19 protein-coding genes are annotated in these 17,795 nt (G+C 35.1%); 11 read left to right on the top strand and 8 right to left on the bottom strand.

Annotation, left to right across the window (positions count from 1 at the left end; translation table 11 throughout):
* Positions 1 to 697 precede the first annotated feature (697 nt).
* From H7K77_RS12610 to H7K77_RS12630, 5 genes are all read left to right on the top strand, one after another.
* Complete coding sequence (locus tag H7K77_RS12610) at positions 698 to 1,291, top strand: anthranilate synthase component II (RefSeq protein ID WP_186578202.1); 594 nt, start codon at positions 698 to 700, stop codon at positions 1,289 to 1,291.
* Positions 1,288 to 3,033: an aminodeoxychorismate synthase component I gene (gene pabB, locus H7K77_RS12615; protein ID WP_186578203.1), complete on the top strand. Its 1,746-nt coding sequence runs from the start codon at positions 1,288 to 1,290 to the stop codon at positions 3,031 to 3,033. Before H7K77_RS12610 ends, pabB begins: the two co-directional genes overlap by 4 nt.
* Positions 3,034 to 3,138: 105 nt before the next feature.
* Positions 3,139 to 4,290, top strand: a complete 1,152-nt coding sequence (locus H7K77_RS12620; RefSeq protein WP_186578204.1) for a conserved virulence factor C family protein — start codon at positions 3,139 to 3,141, stop codon at positions 4,288 to 4,290.
* A 16-nt stretch (positions 4,291 to 4,306) separates the two neighbouring features.
* The gene (locus H7K77_RS12625; protein ID WP_186578205.1) at positions 4,307 to 4,738 is read left to right on the top strand and encodes a BrxA/BrxB family bacilliredoxin; all 432 of its coding nucleotides are present in this window, start codon (positions 4,307 to 4,309) and stop codon (positions 4,736 to 4,738) included.
* 308 nt (positions 4,739 to 5,046) lie between these two features.
* A complete protein-coding gene (locus tag H7K77_RS12630; RefSeq protein ID WP_235988927.1) occupies positions 5,047 to 5,568 on the top strand; it encodes a DUF5412 family protein in 522 nt (173 codons plus the stop codon).
* A gap of 214 nt (positions 5,569 to 5,782) precedes the next feature.
* Here H7K77_RS12630 and H7K77_RS12635 read toward each other — a convergent pair whose 3' ends face one another.
* Positions 5,783 to 6,040 carry an alpha/beta-type small acid-soluble spore protein gene (locus H7K77_RS12635; protein WP_186578206.1) on the bottom strand — a complete coding sequence of 86 codons (258 nt, stop codon included), beginning with the start codon at positions 6,038 to 6,040 and terminating at the stop codon, positions 5,783 to 5,785.
* Positions 6,041 to 6,313: 273 nt separating this feature from the next.
* On the opposite strand from H7K77_RS12635, the gene H7K77_RS12640 reads away from it, so the two are divergent.
* Together H7K77_RS12640 and H7K77_RS12645 are read left to right on the top strand one after the other, a co-directional pair.
* Positions 6,314 to 6,511 (top strand): helix-turn-helix transcriptional regulator, encoded by a 198-nt coding sequence (locus H7K77_RS12640; protein ID WP_186578207.1) that lies wholly within the window; start codon positions 6,314 to 6,316, stop codon positions 6,509 to 6,511.
* A complete protein-coding gene (locus tag H7K77_RS12645) occupies positions 6,511 to 6,966 on the top strand; it encodes a DUF3278 domain-containing protein (RefSeq protein ID WP_186578208.1) in 456 nt (151 codons plus the stop codon). The genes H7K77_RS12640 and H7K77_RS12645 overlap by 1 nt, the downstream gene beginning before the upstream one ends.
* Positions 6,967 to 7,297: 331 nt before the next feature.
* Here H7K77_RS12645 and H7K77_RS12650 read toward each other — a convergent pair whose 3' ends face one another.
* Both H7K77_RS12650 and H7K77_RS12655 read right to left on the bottom strand, forming a co-directional pair.
* Positions 7,298 to 8,464, bottom strand: a complete 1,167-nt coding sequence (locus tag H7K77_RS12650; protein ID WP_186578209.1) for a D-alanyl-D-alanine carboxypeptidase family protein — start codon at positions 8,462 to 8,464, stop codon at positions 7,298 to 7,300.
* Positions 8,465 to 8,522: 58 nt separating this feature from the next.
* Complete coding sequence (locus H7K77_RS12655; RefSeq protein ID WP_235988934.1) at positions 8,523 to 9,464, bottom strand: alpha/beta hydrolase; 942 nt, start codon at positions 9,462 to 9,464, stop codon at positions 8,523 to 8,525.
* 183 nt (positions 9,465 to 9,647) lie between these two features.
* Here H7K77_RS12655 and H7K77_RS12660 point away from each other — a divergent pair, with 183 nt between their 5' ends.
* A complete protein-coding gene (locus H7K77_RS12660; protein WP_186578211.1) occupies positions 9,648 to 11,048 on the top strand; it encodes a Na+/H+ antiporter NhaC family protein in 1,401 nt (466 codons plus the stop codon).
* 39 nt (positions 11,049 to 11,087) lie between these two features.
* Here the strand turns inward: H7K77_RS12660 and H7K77_RS12665 are convergent, their stop codons facing one another.
* Both H7K77_RS12665 and H7K77_RS12670 read right to left on the bottom strand, forming a co-directional pair.
* Complete coding sequence (locus H7K77_RS12665; protein ID WP_186578269.1) at positions 11,088 to 11,378, bottom strand: HNH endonuclease; 291 nt, start codon at positions 11,376 to 11,378, stop codon at positions 11,088 to 11,090.
* Positions 11,379 to 11,563: 185 nt separating this feature from the next.
* Positions 11,564 to 12,778, bottom strand: coding sequence for a C40 family peptidase (locus H7K77_RS12670; protein ID WP_328701111.1), 1,215 nt, complete (start codon positions 12,776 to 12,778; stop codon positions 11,564 to 11,566).
* A 625-nt stretch (positions 12,779 to 13,403) separates the two neighbouring features.
* On the opposite strand from H7K77_RS12670, the gene H7K77_RS12675 reads away from it, so the two are divergent.
* The gene (locus H7K77_RS12675) at positions 13,404 to 13,601 is read left to right on the top strand and encodes a cold-shock protein (RefSeq protein ID WP_186578212.1); all 198 of its coding nucleotides are present in this window, start codon (positions 13,404 to 13,406) and stop codon (positions 13,599 to 13,601) included.
* Between the two features lie 31 nt (positions 13,602 to 13,632).
* Here the strand turns inward: H7K77_RS12675 and H7K77_RS12680 are convergent, their stop codons facing one another.
* Positions 13,633 to 14,145: a GNAT family N-acetyltransferase gene (locus tag H7K77_RS12680; protein ID WP_222599354.1), complete on the bottom strand. Its 513-nt coding sequence runs from the start codon at positions 14,143 to 14,145 to the stop codon at positions 13,633 to 13,635.
* A gap of 178 nt (positions 14,146 to 14,323) precedes the next feature.
* Between H7K77_RS12680 and H7K77_RS12685 the strand changes: the two genes are divergently transcribed.
* Entirely contained in the window at positions 14,324 to 14,695 is a 372-nt protein-coding gene (locus H7K77_RS12685) for a GNAT family N-acetyltransferase (RefSeq protein WP_186578272.1), read from the top strand.
* A gap of 705 nt (positions 14,696 to 15,400) precedes the next feature.
* Positions 15,401 to 16,384, top strand: a complete 984-nt coding sequence (guaC, locus tag H7K77_RS12690; protein WP_186578213.1) for a GMP reductase — start codon at positions 15,401 to 15,403, stop codon at positions 16,382 to 16,384.
* Between the two features lie 49 nt (positions 16,385 to 16,433).
* On the opposite strand, the gene H7K77_RS12695 is transcribed toward guaC, so the two are convergent.
* Positions 16,434 to 17,042, bottom strand: coding sequence for a class I SAM-dependent methyltransferase (locus H7K77_RS12695; protein ID WP_186578214.1), 609 nt, complete (start codon positions 17,040 to 17,042; stop codon positions 16,434 to 16,436).
* A gap of 30 nt (positions 17,043 to 17,072) precedes the next feature.
* Positions 17,073 to 17,597, bottom strand: coding sequence for an NUDIX domain-containing protein (locus H7K77_RS12700; protein ID WP_186578215.1), 525 nt, complete (start codon positions 17,595 to 17,597; stop codon positions 17,073 to 17,075).
* Positions 17,598 to 17,795: the final 198 nt, after the last annotated feature.

Here is a 17,795-nt window from a genome sequence, read left to right on the forward strand (position 1 = left end):
TAAGAGTTTGAAACATTCCTCTACTCTAGAAGATGAGTGCTTAATCAGCGCTGCTTAAAAAACGCTCGCTTTCCGTGGGGAACGCTTCAGCTTCCTCGCTCGCAAAGAACACTCGCTGTGGGATCTTCAGACTGTTCCTTTCCCACAGGAGTCTCGCATTTTTCGCAGCTTAGTGAGGCTTTCTTTACGAGAAAGAATGAATAACTAGTAAGTAATAATTCTATAAAATAAATCATCCCATATGACTAGGAAATCTACTTAAGTGGAGGAAATATACGGAGACTCCTCGAAAATAAAACCCGATTTTCTTCGTGCGATGTATCGATTCCGTAGCATCCCTTGTCCTGCGGGAACAGCGAAGACGGTGAGACCCCACAGGGAGCGCTCTTGGCGACCGAGGAGGCTCTGCGCGAGCCCGCGGAAAGCGTAGTATATTTCCGGAACGGCTGTCCAACATTCACTTAAAAAAATATAGAACTTAGTTACTGCAGATTTTATCTCAAATAAGTAGTAAGAAATCTTAAAAGAATTCTATAATAGACTTCTTAAATAGAAAAATATAATCATCCAACCTAAAAAGCCATTCAAACTTTATATGAATGGCTTTTTCAGTTGAAAATGTCTTACTGATGACTTGCATTTCCATGGTACGTTATAATAATGCTAATCTTATTGAAAGCATTAAAGGAGAATATAGATGATTGTAATCATTGATAATTATGATTCATTTACATATAACCTAGTACAATATTATAAACAAATAACGAAAGATGTTATTGTATTTCGAAACGACGAAGTTACCATACAGCAACTAAGTGAGATTAACCCTGACCTTATCGTACTTTCTCCTGGCCCTGGTAATCCAACTGAATCTGGTCTGTGTAAGCAAATAGTCCATCACTTTCACTCTTCCATTCCAATTTTTGGTGTTTGCTTAGGTTTTCAAATCATTGCCGAGTATTTCGGGAGCTCTATAGTAAAAGGAATTAAACCAATGCACGGTAAGGTTACTAATGTACAACACGATGGCAATGGTATATTTTGGGGTATTTCATCCCCAACAAAGGTGACAAGGTATCACTCGCTAATTGCAAAAGGTGATACGATTCCAGACGATTTAATCGTTAGTTCTTGTGCTGTTGACGGCGCAGTAATGGGTGTCAGACATCGCCGTTTTCCTGTTGAAGGGATACAATTTCACCCCGAATCCATCCTTACAGAAAAGGGGTTTAAAATGATAGAAAATAGTTTCAATCAGGCGCTACAATGGAAGCGAGGTGTTACACAATGAACCCAGTCCTACGTTTTGATTTTATTGATGAGAACGGAAATCCTGATCCATTGTCGTTTTCTGACCCAATAAAAATATATGAAACGAACGATACGGACCAGATTAAGTTTATTTATGAAAATATTGAAATAGATCTACAAAACGGCTACTATGTTGCAGGCTACGTTTCATATGAAGCTGCACCAGCCTTCGATGGGAATTATCGTGTTCATCATAGCCCAAACCTACCACTTGTTTGGTTTGGTGTTTTTAATGAACCTACTAATCAACCTTTAAAAGACTATCCTGCTACATACGATGTTAGTGACTGGCGTTTCACTTCCAATTATCAGCAATACCAAGATGGTCTAACGAATATAAAACAAGCAATTGAAAATGGAAATACTTATCAAGTCAATTACACCACTCGAATGGAAGCTACATTTAGCGGAAACGACATGAGCTTTTATCAACAATTACGAAGCAATCAACAAGCATCATATAGTGCCTATTTAAATTTAGGTGATTTCCGGATTCTCTCTGCATCACCAGAGCTATTCTTTCGTGTAGCTAATAATAAAATAATTACTAAGCCTATGAAGGGTACTACAAGACGCGGTCGTTATAGCAACGAGGATGATCAGCTAAAGCAGACATTGCGTAATTCTGTAAAAGAACAAGCAGAAAACCTTATGATAGTAGATTTATTGCGCAATGATTTAGGTAGAATAGCTCAACCTGGTAGTGTACAAGTAACCAAGTTATTCGAGGTTGAAACTTATCCCACCGTTCATCAAATGACGTCAACTATCGAGGCAAAACTAGAAGACAACAAATCAGTATATGAATGGTTCCAAGCACTATTCCCGTGTGGATCTATTACAGGAGCACCGAAAATTCGTACAATGGATTATATTGCAACTTTAGAATCCTCCCCTCGCGATATTTATTGTGGGGCAATTGGTTTCTTTACACCGTCTAGAAATGCAGTATTTAATGTTCCAATAAGAACAGTCATTATTGATAGCAAAAAAGAAACAGCAACATACGGGGTAGGTGGGGGCATCACCTGGGATTCCTCTACCGTAGCTGAATACGAAGAAATGGTAACAAAGGCTAAACTTTTAACTACAAAATTCAAAAAAGATTTTAAACTTATAGAATCTCTTTTATTGCAGGAAGGAGTCTATCCTTTACTAAACTACCATCTCAACAGGTTAAAAAAGTCGGCAAATTATTTCAATTTTAATATAAACAGAGATAATATCGTTACCGCTCTAACTAATCTAGCAAAAACTCTTACTAACGGTAAGTATAAAGTACGACTAGTAATGGATCACAATGGAAAAATGGATATTAACGCACACCCCATTGAAACAGAACTTGAAAGAATTACTTGTAACTTAGCGACAAAACCCATTAATTCTAACAACGTTTTCTTCTATCATAAGACGACAAATAGAAGTGTTTATGAAGAGCACCAGTTATCAGAATCTAAAAACGTCTTCTCTACTTTATTATGGAATGAAAGAGAAGAACTGACTGAATTTACAATTGGAAACTTAGTAGTGGAAAAAGACAACCATTTATACACTCCACCAATAGAGTCAGGATTACTGCCAGGTACCTTCCGTCAAAAATTAATTGACGACGGAATAGTGAAGGAAAAAATTATTTATAAGAAAAATATAAGTGATTTTGACACCATCTGGTTTATTAACAGTGTAAGAGGCTGGGTAAAAGTTGATTTAGTCATCTATTAGCTGGGTGTTCGTTAAAATGGAATCTAGGTCTATTCTCTGATAAAATCACTTAATAAGCGCTCTAACTAACAGAACGTTATTTTGTTATAAAGGAGGGAAATCCATATGAAAATCAAATCTATTGAACCGACTCCTAGTCCTCATTCAATGAAGATTATTTTAGATGAAAAACTTCCTGAAAATGAGACTAGAAATTATAAACCTGACGATTTACAAGCAGCACCGAAGTTTATCCAACAACTTTTTTCAATAACTGGAGTTAAAGGTATTTATCACGTCATTGATTTTATGGCGTTAGAACGAAACCCGAAAGTTCCTTGGGAATCTATTCTTCCTGCTGTCCGAGAGACGCTTGGAACAATTGAATCAGCAGTAGATACACACGATGATTCCATCGTTCAGACAGCAAACGATACTAATAATTCTTTTGGGGAAGTAAAAGTATTCATACAAATGTTTCGTAACATTCCTAGTCAAGTTAAATTAGATGATGGCGAACAAGAAGAACGATTTGGGCTTCCTGAACGATTCATGAAAGCAGTCTTAGATGCTTCGTCCTCATCTCCAAACGTGGTGATGGAGCGAAAGTGGGTCGAACAACGACCAAGATATGGTTCACTTGAAGAAATAGGTAATGAAGTCGTGGAAGAATTGACTGCAAGCTATGATCAATCGCGACTCGATCAGCTTGTCCGTCAGGCATTTGATGGTGAAATATCTACAAGCGATGCAAAGCATAAACAATTATCTAACAGTGTAAGTTTGGAATCATTACAAAGCCCAGATTGGAAAGTTCGTTATGCTACACTAGATCGTTTAGAACCTACCTTTGAATCCCTACCTATATTAGCGAAGGCCTTAGATGATGAGAAAGCTTCGATTAGAAGATTAGCTGTTGCTTATTTAGGTATGATTGAAGAACCAGAGGTTTTACCTTATTTATATAAGGCATTAAAAGACAAAGCTGTAACGGTGCGGAGAACGGCAGGAGATTGTATTTCTGATCTAGGTTTTAAGGAAGCTATGCCAGAAATGATTGCATCTCTTCATGATGCTAATCGTCTTGTACGTTGGCGTGCTGCTATGTTTTTATACGAACTTGGTGACGAATCAGCCATAGAGGCTTTAGAGGAAGCTGGGGGTGATCCTGAGTTTGAAGTTCGCATGCAAGTAAAAATGGCATTAGAGCGGATAAAAGGTGGGCATGATGCACAAGGATCCGTCTGGTATCAGATGACACAGGCCACCAAAAAATAACAAGGAGGAATTAGAAATGAACCCATACGATCAATATATGAAAGAAATATCTCAACCAATGCGCAATGAACTAACAGAAGCAGGATTTCAGGAGTTAACAACACCTGAACAAGTAGACGATTTTATGACAAGTATTAAAGGTACATCACTTGTTGTCGTTAATTCAGTATGTGGGTGCGCCGCAGGGCTAGCAAGACCAGCAGCAAGAACTGCACTGGAAGGCCCTAAAAAACCAGAAAACCTTGTCACTGTTTTCGCTGGTCAAGATCGTGAAGCAACTGCTCGCATGAGAGAATACTTTTCAGGAATAGAACCTTCTTCCCCATCAATGGCTGTTTTAAAAGACGGTAAAGTAGTGCACTTTATTCCAAGAGAAGATATTGAAGACCACGAGATTGAGGAAATCGTTAATAACTTAACATCTGCTTTTAATGAAGTTTGTTCCTAAAGAAAAATGAGTCGACTATTCTGATTTCAATTTTCAACAGAAACTTAACATACATGAAATATCACTATAAATACCCTTAATAACTTTGAAAAAAACACTAGACATAGCAATTAGTAGACCAAATCACACAACTGATTTGGTCTATTTTTTCTTTATTGCCTTAGAACAAGCGATACACATGGCGAATTTTGTTAATCAGTAGGCTAATTGTAATTTTATGTTAATATGAATAAAGAGATTTTCAATAGGTTGTACTTAACTAACAAACCAGAGTCTAAAAAACAATATATCGAAAGCAGGGTACGAATATGGCAAAACATTATAATATATGGTCTTTTTGTATTTGTCTAGTATGTTTGATTTTTTCATTTAGTTTGTTCTTTTCAGCATGGACAATATTTCCACCATACGTTCCTTGGTCTCTAGCTATGTTAGCATTTATATTAGGGATTATGGGATTCGAAGATAAAAGAAATAAAATCTCAAAGTTAAGAAGTTGGTTTACTGTAGTTTCTTCAATATTGCTTTTAATACCACTCTCGTTTGTTCTTCTTCTAGGATCATTACGTCCCCTCTTTGTTTCAGAAGAATTAATTAAAACATCACACTCACCAGATGAAAATTACACAATTGAATTCTATCTTACAAATGGCGGAGCTACTACAGCGTTTGGTGTTATCGGAAAATTAGATGGTCCACTTTGGTTCGAAAAAGCAATCTATGATGATTATCGAATGCAATATGCAGAAGTGGAGTGGATAAATAACCACACTGTTTCAATAAATGGCCATGTTCTAGATCTAAAAAGGGGTGAAACGTTTTTCGATTAAGACCCTAATAAAGTTAGTGGTGAACTCCAACTACAAAACCATTTGAGATGCTTTATTTAAACAAAATAATGTAATTACAAAAGCTTGGATCCTAAGTCCAAGCTTTTATATGTTTGCTATTTTCCTTGTGAAATGCTACAGGTAAACATATGTTTTTCAATAGCATTTTTACTAACACAGATTTGAGTCACATGGAAAGGACACCTGTAATAGTTTATTTATTTTTATTATTAAGTTCAGCCTGAGCCATTCTTACCATTTCCTTGACCATGTTCCCACCTATATTTCCACCTACAGTACCCGCATCCTTTGCCTTTATATTTCCATTATAGCCTTTTGATAATTCCACACCTTGTTCTTTTGCTACCTCATACTTGGCCTGGTTCGGATCAATAGTATCAGAAACCTTTGCCTTTAAACGATCTAACCCTTCTCTAGCCTCAGGTACTAATATTTTATTTCTTCTGGACATTACTTTCCCTCCTTAGATTTCATTACTACCTTATTGTTTACGCGAAATAATATTATTATCAGAATTAATGCTATCGCAACACGTTTAAAATAAAATGTGGCCTAAAGAGGTAATGACATTAATATACTCACCATGGGAAATGAACGAATTAAAAGAGCAATGTACCATTTATTAGAGCAAATAGTCCGATAAGTAAATTTGACTTTTTCTTACTCACGATGTAATATATAAGTAACATTTGTTATTTATATAGTACTTACTGTGGGTGAATCGATGAAAAACAATGTGAAAATCACACGAATAAAACTGTCAATCACACAACAACAATTAGCCCAAAAAGTAGGAGTCGCCAGACAAACAATCGGGCTAATTGAGAAAGGAGAATATAACCCCAGCCTTCAACTTTGTGTTGCCATAGCAAAAGAACTTAACAAAACTTTGGATGAATTATTTTGGGAGGTAGAGTTGTAATGAAATCTTGGATATCTTATTTATTGCCAAATGATGAATACAAAGAAAAAAGGATGTTGTACTTTTTATCAGAAGGAGCCGTAATTCTTTTCTTTTCCCTTATTATAATGATTATCTGTAATAATCTTTTTAATATAAGTGGAGAAAATGCAACATTATTGTCCTCTGCTATATTCCTCTTTTATGTTTCAGGAAGGTATATACTATCTGGGATTGAATACACAGATATCGCAACAGAACATTCATACAAGAAGGAGCTTAAAAGTATTTTTAGTAGAACGTGCAGTTTTGTGGTCATCTATATGCTGTTTTATTTATTCGTTGTTAAAATTCCAAGTAATCTAAACGAATGGATTGATGCTATTGGACTATTATTAAGTATTAGCTTAGTCTTGTTTTTCACTAGCTATATCTCTTTAAAACGTTCCTATAACAAAAATAAGGAATTACTGTAATAGCCTTTGTGCTAATTACAGTATAGAGAATGATATGTTCTAAGTTTTTATTGACACAAAGCGGAGAGGAGTAGGTTGAAGAGACATTTTAAGAAGGAAGACGAAAAAAGTTTTACCATCTTTATTAAGATTCAAGAAAAAAATTAAAAGCCGATAAAAAACACCAAGGCACCATTAGTGTACTATTAGGGGATCTAAGTTTCCTAAATTAGACTAATGGTGCCTGATTTTAACTAGATAATAATAAAACACGCTAGCTATAAGCGTGTTTTGTAAGTCAATTTTACTCATTTCCATAAACTATAACTACTCAGCGCTTCAAAACCTTCCATTATTCTTTTCTTCTTAGTCTTATCAATGCCATCACGACTAATGTTAATGCAATCAGTAAGGATACTAGCATTAATATGGAAGATTTACTGCTTTCATTCGTATTATCCACATTTTGGATACTCACAGTTTCTACCTTTTCAGTCTTCGATTCCACTTTTTCTAAAGGATATCCAACTGTTACTAACGGGTCTGTTGTTTTAACTGTCAATAACCCATCTTCATCCACCTCGAAGTTGGCTTTTTCTCCTCTAGGATGTGAGTAAGGCAAAGTTTTGGAAACAACATACTTTTGACCGTTTTCATCTGTGAATTTCGTTCCACCTTCTATACTAGAAGTTTCAAAATGACTAAAGCCGTAGTCAAGCAACTGCTTCGTATCTTTATACGTATCCATAGGTAATTTTCCATTCAAGCTAATAACGATCAAACTTAATCCATCTTTTTCAGCAGTAGTCATTAATGTATGACCCGACTCATCTACATATCCTGTTTTACCACCGGATATTCCATCGTACGGTATTTCTCGTATCATTTTATGGTGATGATAAAGAGTTGTCGTCCAAGATTCGCCAACCCATTCTAACTCTGCAGTGCCAATGATATCTCGGAATACTTCATCTTTCATTGCATATTGAGTTATCTTAGCAAGGTCAAAAGCTGTCGTGACATGTTCCATATCAAATAAGCCATGAGGATTTTTAAAATGAGTCTGTTCAACCCCAACTTCTTCTTGTAAATAGTTATTCAAACGTCTAGCAAATGTAGTTATATTACCATCAAGATGTTCGGCAATAGCTACTCCTGCATCGTTTCCAGAGTTTATTAACAAACCTTGAATTAATTTTTTTAATGTAACTTGTTCCCCTTGTTCTAAGTAGACTCTTGTTCCTTCAACTTCACGTGCGTTCTCACTTACTGTGACGATATCATCTAAGTTTCCTTTTTCAATAGCGTATATTGCTGTAGCAATCTTAGTTAAACTTGCTGGATATAGCTCATCTGTAGATTTTTTTTCATACAACACTTGTCCACTTTGAGCATCCATTAAGACAACAGATTCAGTTAGCAAACTTTCAGGTGTAGTAGCTGAATCAGCTTTAATCTCAAATGGTAAGCAATTACTAACAATCACAAAAAATAAAAGAAACGTTATTCCCTTCTTCATGTTAACCCCTGCCAATCTAATCCAATAGAATTATATAAAAAGATGATGAGTTCGATCTCTATTTTAGCGAACTTTCAATAAAATCGGTTAATCTTTTTTGATACTCTTCTGTTGCTACACTATAAGATTTCGTATGCCCAGCTTTCGGTACAATCCAAAGTTGTTTATCTCCATTTGCAACATCATATATTTCATTAGCCATATAAGTTGGAACCAATTCATCCGCATCCCCATGGATAAGAAATAAAGGACGAGTGTTTTTCTTTACCTGCTCAATAGCTGATGCCTCTTCAAACGTATAACCTGCCCTAACTTTAGTAATTAAGCTAGTTATGTTCATTAAAGGAAACGAAGGCAAGTGATAAAGATTTTTCAGCTGATAGTTTAATTCATCTTCCACAGAGGAGTATCCGCTATCTGCTATGATTCCTTTAACTTGTTCTGGTAGTTCTTCCCCACTAGTCATTAAAACTAAGCCTGCCCCCATCGAAATACCGTGCAAGAAAATATTCTCGGTATCCTGTTCTTTAATTAACTTATTAATCCAACCTTGGTAATCAATCCTATCATGCCAACCGTAGCCGATATAATCCCCTTCACTTTGTCCATGCCCACGCGCATCTGGCATCAGCACATCAAACCCTTGATCTACATAAAACTTAACAAATTCGGACATGTGTTTATGATCTCCACGATAACCATGAGCTAATATAACAGCATTTCCATTACCATTTTCATTGTTTAGAAATTGGGCTTTTAGTATTAAACCATCATATGACGTTTGTTCAACCGTTTCAAACTTATTTTTATTTTGTTCATACCATTCCAATGATTCATCTAACAATTGGTTGCTTTGCTCCGCAATTGCATTGACTGACTCTGGTTCACTATGAAGTTCTACCTGAACACCTCTTTTAACACTTTCACTATAAAAATAATTACCAGCACCTACTAGAATAATTAATAACACTAGTAGAATACTTAAACTTATAAGTATCATTTTTTTCAATCATATTCCCCTATTCCATGTGTGTAAGTAATTCTAACTATCCTATTATAAACGAAAAGTAAGTTGTAGTTGATGAAAAATATTGGAACTATTTTTGACAATAATTCTTGTACATAATCCTAAGTGATTTTCCACATTCTAATCATTAGTGAGCAAACGAGAGGTGATGTAACAATGGACGCTAGTTGGATCTCTATCATTCCATTTTTAGTTGTTATACCAATAGCTATGATTACAAAGCAAGTCTTACCAGGCCTAATCCTTGGGTTATTAGTAGGTTGCTTTTTATTAACACCCGCTCCTATTAGTGGATTTGAAACAACATTAACTTATCTGGTACAAGCTCTAATAGATGAAAACAATATTAAAATCATCGTGTTTCTTTATATGTTTTCTGGTTTAATAGGAATAATTAAAATGACTGGTGGTATTAAGGGATTTGTTGAGAGCTCAGCTGAAAAGATTACGACTAAGAAACAGGCGTTATTTTTAACCTATATATCAACAATTGGAACATTTAGTGCCCCTACGTTTCGATTTGTCACAATTACTCCAATAATGAAAGCTTTACTAAAGAAAGTAAAAATGACAACGAAAGAACTTGGTTTCGTAATTGAAACAACAGCAACCCCAGTTATCGTGCTGATTCCTGTTGCTACAGCTTTCGTCGGCTATATGGTATCTGTGATTCAAATTTCAGTTGAAACAGCTGCTGTTCAAACCGATCCTTATTCATTATTTATACAAAGTATCCCTTTTAATTTCTTCGCATTCGTTATCATATTGGTTGGGGTTTACTTAAGTTTTTTTCACTCTTCACATACGAATGCCCCAACCCAAATAGAAGAAGATAAAGAAGATGATTGGCATGATTGCCACCCAGCTGTTTCAAAAGATTTACCTAACAAACCTTGGAATTTAATTGTACCGATTATTCTAGTTATTTCTTTAACCTTATTTTTAACTTGGTGGGACGGTCAAAAACAAGGAGTTGGAATGATTCAAGCATTTATTAAAGCAGATGTATTGCAAGCAATGGTAGTTGCATTACTAATCACTGTTTTTATTTCTATCATTTTTTTTCTGATACAACAATTCGAGTTAAGCAAGCTTATTAATAGCTTTGTGACAGGCGGAAATGATTTGATGTCTGTAATTGTTCTCTTATCAATCGTCTGGGGCCTATCTTCCGTAACAAGTGACCTAGGATTTTCAAGGTTTGTTACCGCACACACAGATTGGATACCAAAAGTTTTCATTGCACCTTTATTGTTTGTATTCGGTTCTTTAATTTCGTATTTCATAGGATCCGCCTGGGGTACCTGGGGGATTTTAATGCCTTTAGGTATTTCTGTATCCTTAGCTGCCGATATCTCATTACCATTAACGATTGGTGCTGTGTTTGCAAGTGGGTCATTCGGGGCATTCGCCTCACCATTAAGTGACGATACCAACACACTAGCCAAAATTTTAGATCTGTCCGCTGTAGAGTATGCACGATTCAAATTAAAACCTGCACTCATTGCGGCTGGCATTGCAACCATTTTGTACACTGGTGTTACATTTATTTTATAGACTATATAGAGGTGGACTCCATTCCACCTCTCTTACGCATTACCTATCCTTGGATTTTTTCACTTTGACCAACTGGCTTGGTGACTGTTTTCTTATCCACTTTACATATTTCATAATTTGCAGATCTTGCAATAGGTCTTGGATAGATGAAAGTCTAAGTGCAAGTTCTTTATTTGTGTACAAGGCATGAATTTGCTTATGACAAGGGATACAAATCATGGCAGTTTCTCCGAATGTACCTCCCTCTTCTTTTGGAACTAAATGATGTTTCGTAAGTTCAACATTATTTCTAGCACATAACTCACAGTGCCCTTTTTCTCGGTTCACAATATGCAATTCACCTCTAAATTACCTTGTTTTTAAGATCATCTATTCTAGAGGATAACCACCACTAATCTAATATATCCACTTATAAATAAACTTTGTACTTTCCCCAAGCACAAAAGGCCACTTTTAAACAGAAGATACAAGAGATTTATATAATAAAAGAGAAGCCTTTGATGGCTTCTCTTTTATTACTGTATAATTCTACGAACATGGCCATCAAATTTTTCAGCCCAATATCCGCTTCCCATATTAGCAATTGCTACACCAGTGTTATTTTGTGATCCGATAAACTGATTGTTTCCAATATATATACCAACATGCCCGTCATTTTTATATGTATCGAAAAATACAAGATCACCTGGTCTCATTTCACTAGTAGATACTTTAGTACCCTGACGTGATAGAGAGCTTGTGCTGGTTCCTACACTAATTCCAGCTTGTGAGAAAGCATAATGTACAAATCCAGAACAATCAAAGCGCCCACGAGCTATATCAGAAGAATTTCTTCCGCCACCAAATACATAAACAGATCTCCCAATGTATTTGTAACCAGCTGAAATAACATCTTCTACATTTCCGCTTAGATTAGCTGGAATCGACACTTGATTACTTTGCGCTGAATATTGCTCGATATTACCACTGCTATTAGTGCTTTGAGCTTGACTACCAGAATTGATCTGGTTTTCTTTTATTGAGAGGCTATAATCCTTTGATTGCAATTCAGCTTTTAATTCAAGGTTATTTTCTTCTTTTTCTTTTAGTTCTTTCTTCAGCAGTTCATTCTGCTCTTTTTGTTCTAAAATTTGAGCTTGCATTCCTTCGTATTCAACTTTCATTTCTTTTAAACCCGAAAGTTTTTCTTCTACAGCATTTTGTTTTTCTTCTATCTCTTCTTTATCCGCTTGATGCTGCTCTAATAAATCCGTATCTGCTTTTGTTATCTTATTTACTAGTGAGACACGGTCAATAAAATCTCCAAAACTTTGAGATCCAAAGATTACATCTAAATAACTAACAGATCCACCATTCTGTTGTAGCGTAACCGCTCTATCTTTTAAAATTTCACTTCTTCTATCTATATTTTCTTGCAACTCAGCAACTTCTTCTTCAATCTGCTTAACTTCTTCTTCTGCAGCTGCTATGTCTTCTTTTGTTTTGGTTATCATTTTTTCGTTATCTTTAATTGCTTGATCAACACGCACAATTTGTTCATTTAATTGAATCATCTCTGCACGAGCCTTAGCAATTTCTTCATCTGTTTTAGCAATATCTGATTGTATTTGTGAACGTTTCTCTTGGATTTGAGTAGCTGTTTCAGCGTGGACTGGATGTGCAACAAATGTACTCATCAATCCGATTGTTAGCGTTAGGTTTAAAACCACTTTCTTCTTATTAATCGGCACTCTCTTCCCCTACTTTCGTTCCATTTTAATATAATTTATAGGATGTAAGCTATGACATTTTTGAAAAGGCTTCCATATATGTAAGGTAGTCTATCTTTAACCACAGTCAGTATAACATTGAAAAATGACAGGAATGTAATACGAATATTACAATTCTATTTCAAATATAGTCATTAGGTCTACTTTTGTAATAAAACACAAAGATTATATAGGTAATTTCACTCACAAAACAAACAATTAGTAACAAAATGTGATTTATTTAGGGAACAACCCACTTAGTTGATTAATTCTAAGAAATGCTATACTTCCCATTTAGATAGTTTTTAAGCGTTTCATCTATTTTTATTACAAAGATTTTACAGAATCATAATATATTGAAATAAACATGACAAATTTTGAATCCTCACTTGTCGATTTAACTCGCTGATTGTTGAAATATCAAGGATGAAAGTGTTTGCAAATAAGGATATATTAAGCTATTATAAAGGTAATTATTTTTGTTCGGTATGTGTGTCTTGATAACAAATCTTTTTTTATTAAAAATGCTTTGTCTTACATGAACTATACTAAGGAACAAAGATAGTAATATTACAAGTGGAGTTGTCCACACAGGAGGCACAATTTAATGACTCAAGGAACAGTAAAATGGTTTAACGCAGAAAAAGGTTTTGGATTTATCGAAGTTGAAGGCGGAGACGACGTTTTCGTACACTTCTCAGCTATCCAAGGCGAAGGATTTAAAACTTTAGAAGAAGGTCAAGCAGTAACTTTCGACATCGAAGAAGGTAACCGCGGACCACAAGCAGCTAACGTACAAAAATAAACCATAAATAAGACCCCGTTTTCGGGGTCTTTTAATTTTCTTTCATTGTTTTATAATATAGATTTGTTGCATCCAGCTTTCCAGTTCCTGATCTAGCAAAGCATGGAATAGTCCCCGCTAATTTATAGCCTAATGATAAATACAACTGATTTGACGGATCCCCTTCTCTTGTATCTAAAACCAATAACTGCCTACCTTCTGACAGAGCTTTGTTTTCCACCACTTCCATCAGCATTTTAGCAATACCAAGTCGGCGATATGCCGGATCCACCATTAACTTAGCAACTTCCGCACGATGATCACCGTTTTCTTTACTACATAAGTGGAGCTGGATAGTTCCTATTGTTTGCTTATCAAATTTAGCAACGAATAACACAGTGTCTTCATTTAGTACATTATCCCAATATATATTTGCTCTATTTATGTCTAAAGGAGGGATAAATCCAATAGACGCTCCACTGTCAACAACCTTTATTAACAAACGACTGAGGTCTATTATGTATCTATCGATTGAAATAACTTCTTCTATGTATGGTCTTTCCAACTTTCTCAACCACCTTTTTTCTAAGTTTTAATTAAAATTATATAGTAGAATTAATGTTATAACTATTTACTTTTGAATATTAGTACAAAAAAAAATTGGAGGGATATCATTGGAAAATAGTAATATTTCCATAAGAGAGTTGAAAACAGAAAAAAAATGGGCGGAAGCATTCCCATTAATGAAACAATTACGTACACATTTAAATTTAGCTGATTATCTTAGTCTGATAAAACAATCCGTTCATCACAACAACTACAGTCTTACTGCACTGTTTTATCAAGACAAAATGGTTGCGCTTATCGGTTATTTGCCTATGATAACTCTCTATAACGGTAAATTCATATGGGTATGTGATTTAATTACCGATTCAAAAGCAAGGTCAAAGGGTTATGGAGAATTACTATTATCACATGTAGAAGAGGAAGCAAAAGAAAATGGTTATGATGCGATATCCCTTTCTTCAGGATTACAACGCACAGATGCACATCGATTTTACGAACAGAAAATGGACTATGATAAAGTAAGTTATGTATTTTTGAAAAAGTTTTAATTTATAAGAGCCTTATTTGCCTGAGAATCTTCGGTCGTAACTCCTTTTGCTTCTTTTTCATGATAGAAGGAGATGGTATGCGTGAGGGGTTGTTAGAGATAATCTACTCACGCTATACTTATTGCGTCAAAAAACCACCAATTTTTTGGAAAATAATGCTCGAGAAATTCATCTCCAAACTTTGGTGTACTCTTCGGACATTTCTCCTCTTGCTCCAAAACGTATTAATGTACAATTTTTCTCACCTTTTCACCTTCTCACCTTCTCACCTTCTTACGTTTTAAACCGCTCAACAAGATAAGTAACAACCTTTTTCTACTCCACCTTAATCAACCCAGCATAACGATTAAGTCTATGACGAGCTGTTCAGGTTTTCTATCTCTTGTTACTCCCACAGGAAATATCTCAAACTTCTTAGGTCCATCCGACTTCCTAATTGTTATTTCTAAAATATCTAGAAATACTTGACATTGTACGGTTTTAGCTTTAACCACTAAATCATAAAAATATCTTTTTACTTTAGCATTAACAACAAATAAACGCCTTCCTAAAACTTATTAAATTATTTGATAGTAGCTAAAGTCACTGTTCACCAAAAGTTATTGTTAAATATTTTGACAACTTTTCAAAAATGATGTACATTACCTAAGTAACGAACGTTTTAACTAAAATTAAATTAAATATTCGTGTTTAGGGGTGTGCATCATGGAAAACGTATTTGATTACGAAGATATTCAATTAATTCCAGCAAAGTGTGTTGTTAATAGTCGTTCTGAGTGTGATTCTTCTATTACATTTGGTGGACGCAAATTTAAACTACCTGTTGTGCCTGCAAATATGCAAACTATTATTGATGAAAAGATAGCCATTTACTTAGCAGAAAATAATTATTTTTATATCATGCACCGATTTGAACCAGAGAAGCGGATAGCTTTTATTCAAGATATGAATAAACGAGGACTATACTCTTCCATAAGTGTTGGCGTAAAAGAAGAAGAATATGACTTTATAGAGAAACTAAAAGAAAAACAACTAGCACCTGAGTACATTACCATTGATATTGCTCACGGTCATTCTAATGCTGTTATTAATATGATTAAACATATTAAAACTTTCTTACCTACTAGTTTTGTAATTGCAGGTAATGTTGGAACTCCTGAGGCAGTTAGAGAATTAGAGCATGCAGGGGCAGATGCTACTAAGGTAGGAATAGGACCAGGTAAAGTATGTATCACAAAAATTAAAACCGGATTTGGAACTGGTGGTTGGCAATTAGCAGCACTTCGTTGGTGTGCAAAAGCTGCGACAAAGCCAATTATAGCTGATGGTGGAATCCGTACACATGGTGATATAGCCAAATCAGTTCGATTTGGTGCATCGATGGTCATGATCGGATCGTTGTTTGCTGGTCATGAGGAGTCTCCTGGAGTAACAATTGAACAAAATGGAAAGCTTTATAAAGAATATTTTGGTTCAGCATCTGAGTTTCAAAAGGGAGAAAAGAAAAATGTAGAAGGAAAGAAAATGCTTGTAGATCATAAAGGTTCCTTACAAGATACACTTACAGAAATGGAGCAGGACCTTCAGTCTTCTATTTCGTACTCCGGCGGGAACAAACTAGATTCTATTCGTACTGTTGATTATGTTGTAGTAAAAAACTCTATTTTTAACGGGGATAAAGTATATTAATAGGTGTTGTCTCTCATAAGTGAAAGGTAGGATATTTAGGTCAAACATCCTACCTTCTTTTACTGTTTGTACAATTCATGGTTACAAACAACCCTTTATAATAAGTATTGACATGAGTAACTTTCAAACCAGACTGTAAAATAAGTTCTTTAGTATTTCGATTTAGATGACAACCATCACATACCTTTTTCCAAAGTGGCGTTAACTTTTCCTGTATTTTTGCTAAAAAGGGTGAATCATTCATCCTCACATGCTCAAACAGTAAAATAGAACTACCAGGTTTGCTGACTCGTTGAATTTCTCGTAATGCTTGTTCCGGGTCTGGTATCGTACAAAACACGAGAGTAGCTACTACTGAATCAAATGTATTATCAGGAAATGGGAGTTTTTCAGCTCCAACCAAATGAACTTGAATAGGAACACTCGCTGCCTCTATACGTTTTACTGATCTTTCCTTCATATCTGGGTTAGGCTCTATTGCATCTACATACTTAGTCCGAATAGGCAAATAGAAACCAAAGTTAACTCCAGTTCCAGACCCTATTTCTAGTACTCTTCCTTCAGCATTTGCAATAAGATTTTTTCTAAATCCTTTTAATTTTTTACGTTCTAGTGGTGCCATTGCAAAATCATATATTCTAGGAAAGCATTTTCCCATTCTATCTAACTCCTAACAGAAATTCGTACTTTAGATTTTCTCACTTTCTTTCTCAAACAACTTACGAATTTGCTTTAAAACATAGGTTTCCCTTTCCACCCAATCATTTTTTAATTTATCCACACTAACCATTTCATTCTGTCTTATTGCTTCATCTATCTGCATCCATGTAGCTTTAAAATTCTGCTCCATTTCATATCCTTGCAGGTTCTGTTCGCTTTTTTTTCCTGTTAATTCACAAAAATAATAATATGAGGTCATTTCAAAAATTGCATCAGATTCAAACCGATCAGCATACCTCTCTACTATCATTCCTTGTTTATCCCCATTAATAATAGAGAAATATCCAGTCTCCTCGACCACTTCCCGAATTAGGGCTGTTTCATGGTTCTCGCTAACTTCTATGCCGCCTCCTGGGAGTTTGTAATCCCCCTTATTGGACAGAACAAGAAGAATTTTGTTATTAACAGTAATGATACCTCTAACTGCCTTTCTTCTTATTATTTTGTTCTGTTTTTTATCCAACTGTAGTCCGATCGTTTTATTAAAAAGCATAATAAGCCTCCCTATTTCTATAAACACATTCTTACGAGTACTTATAATCATATCTATCGCAATCATAAATACATTCCCACTTAAATTAGGAAAATGGTTGAACTAATGATAGTAAAAATCCCCTTAAATGTGAACTAGATAGCTAAAATAACTCACAAAAAAGGCTGTCCCTTATTCAGGAAACAACCTTTATCATCT

Origin of the sequence: Aquibacillus kalidii (assembly GCF_014280935.1) — a bacterium.
GTDB lineage: Bacteria > Bacillota > Bacilli > Bacillales > Amphibacillaceae > Aquibacillus_D > Aquibacillus_D kalidii.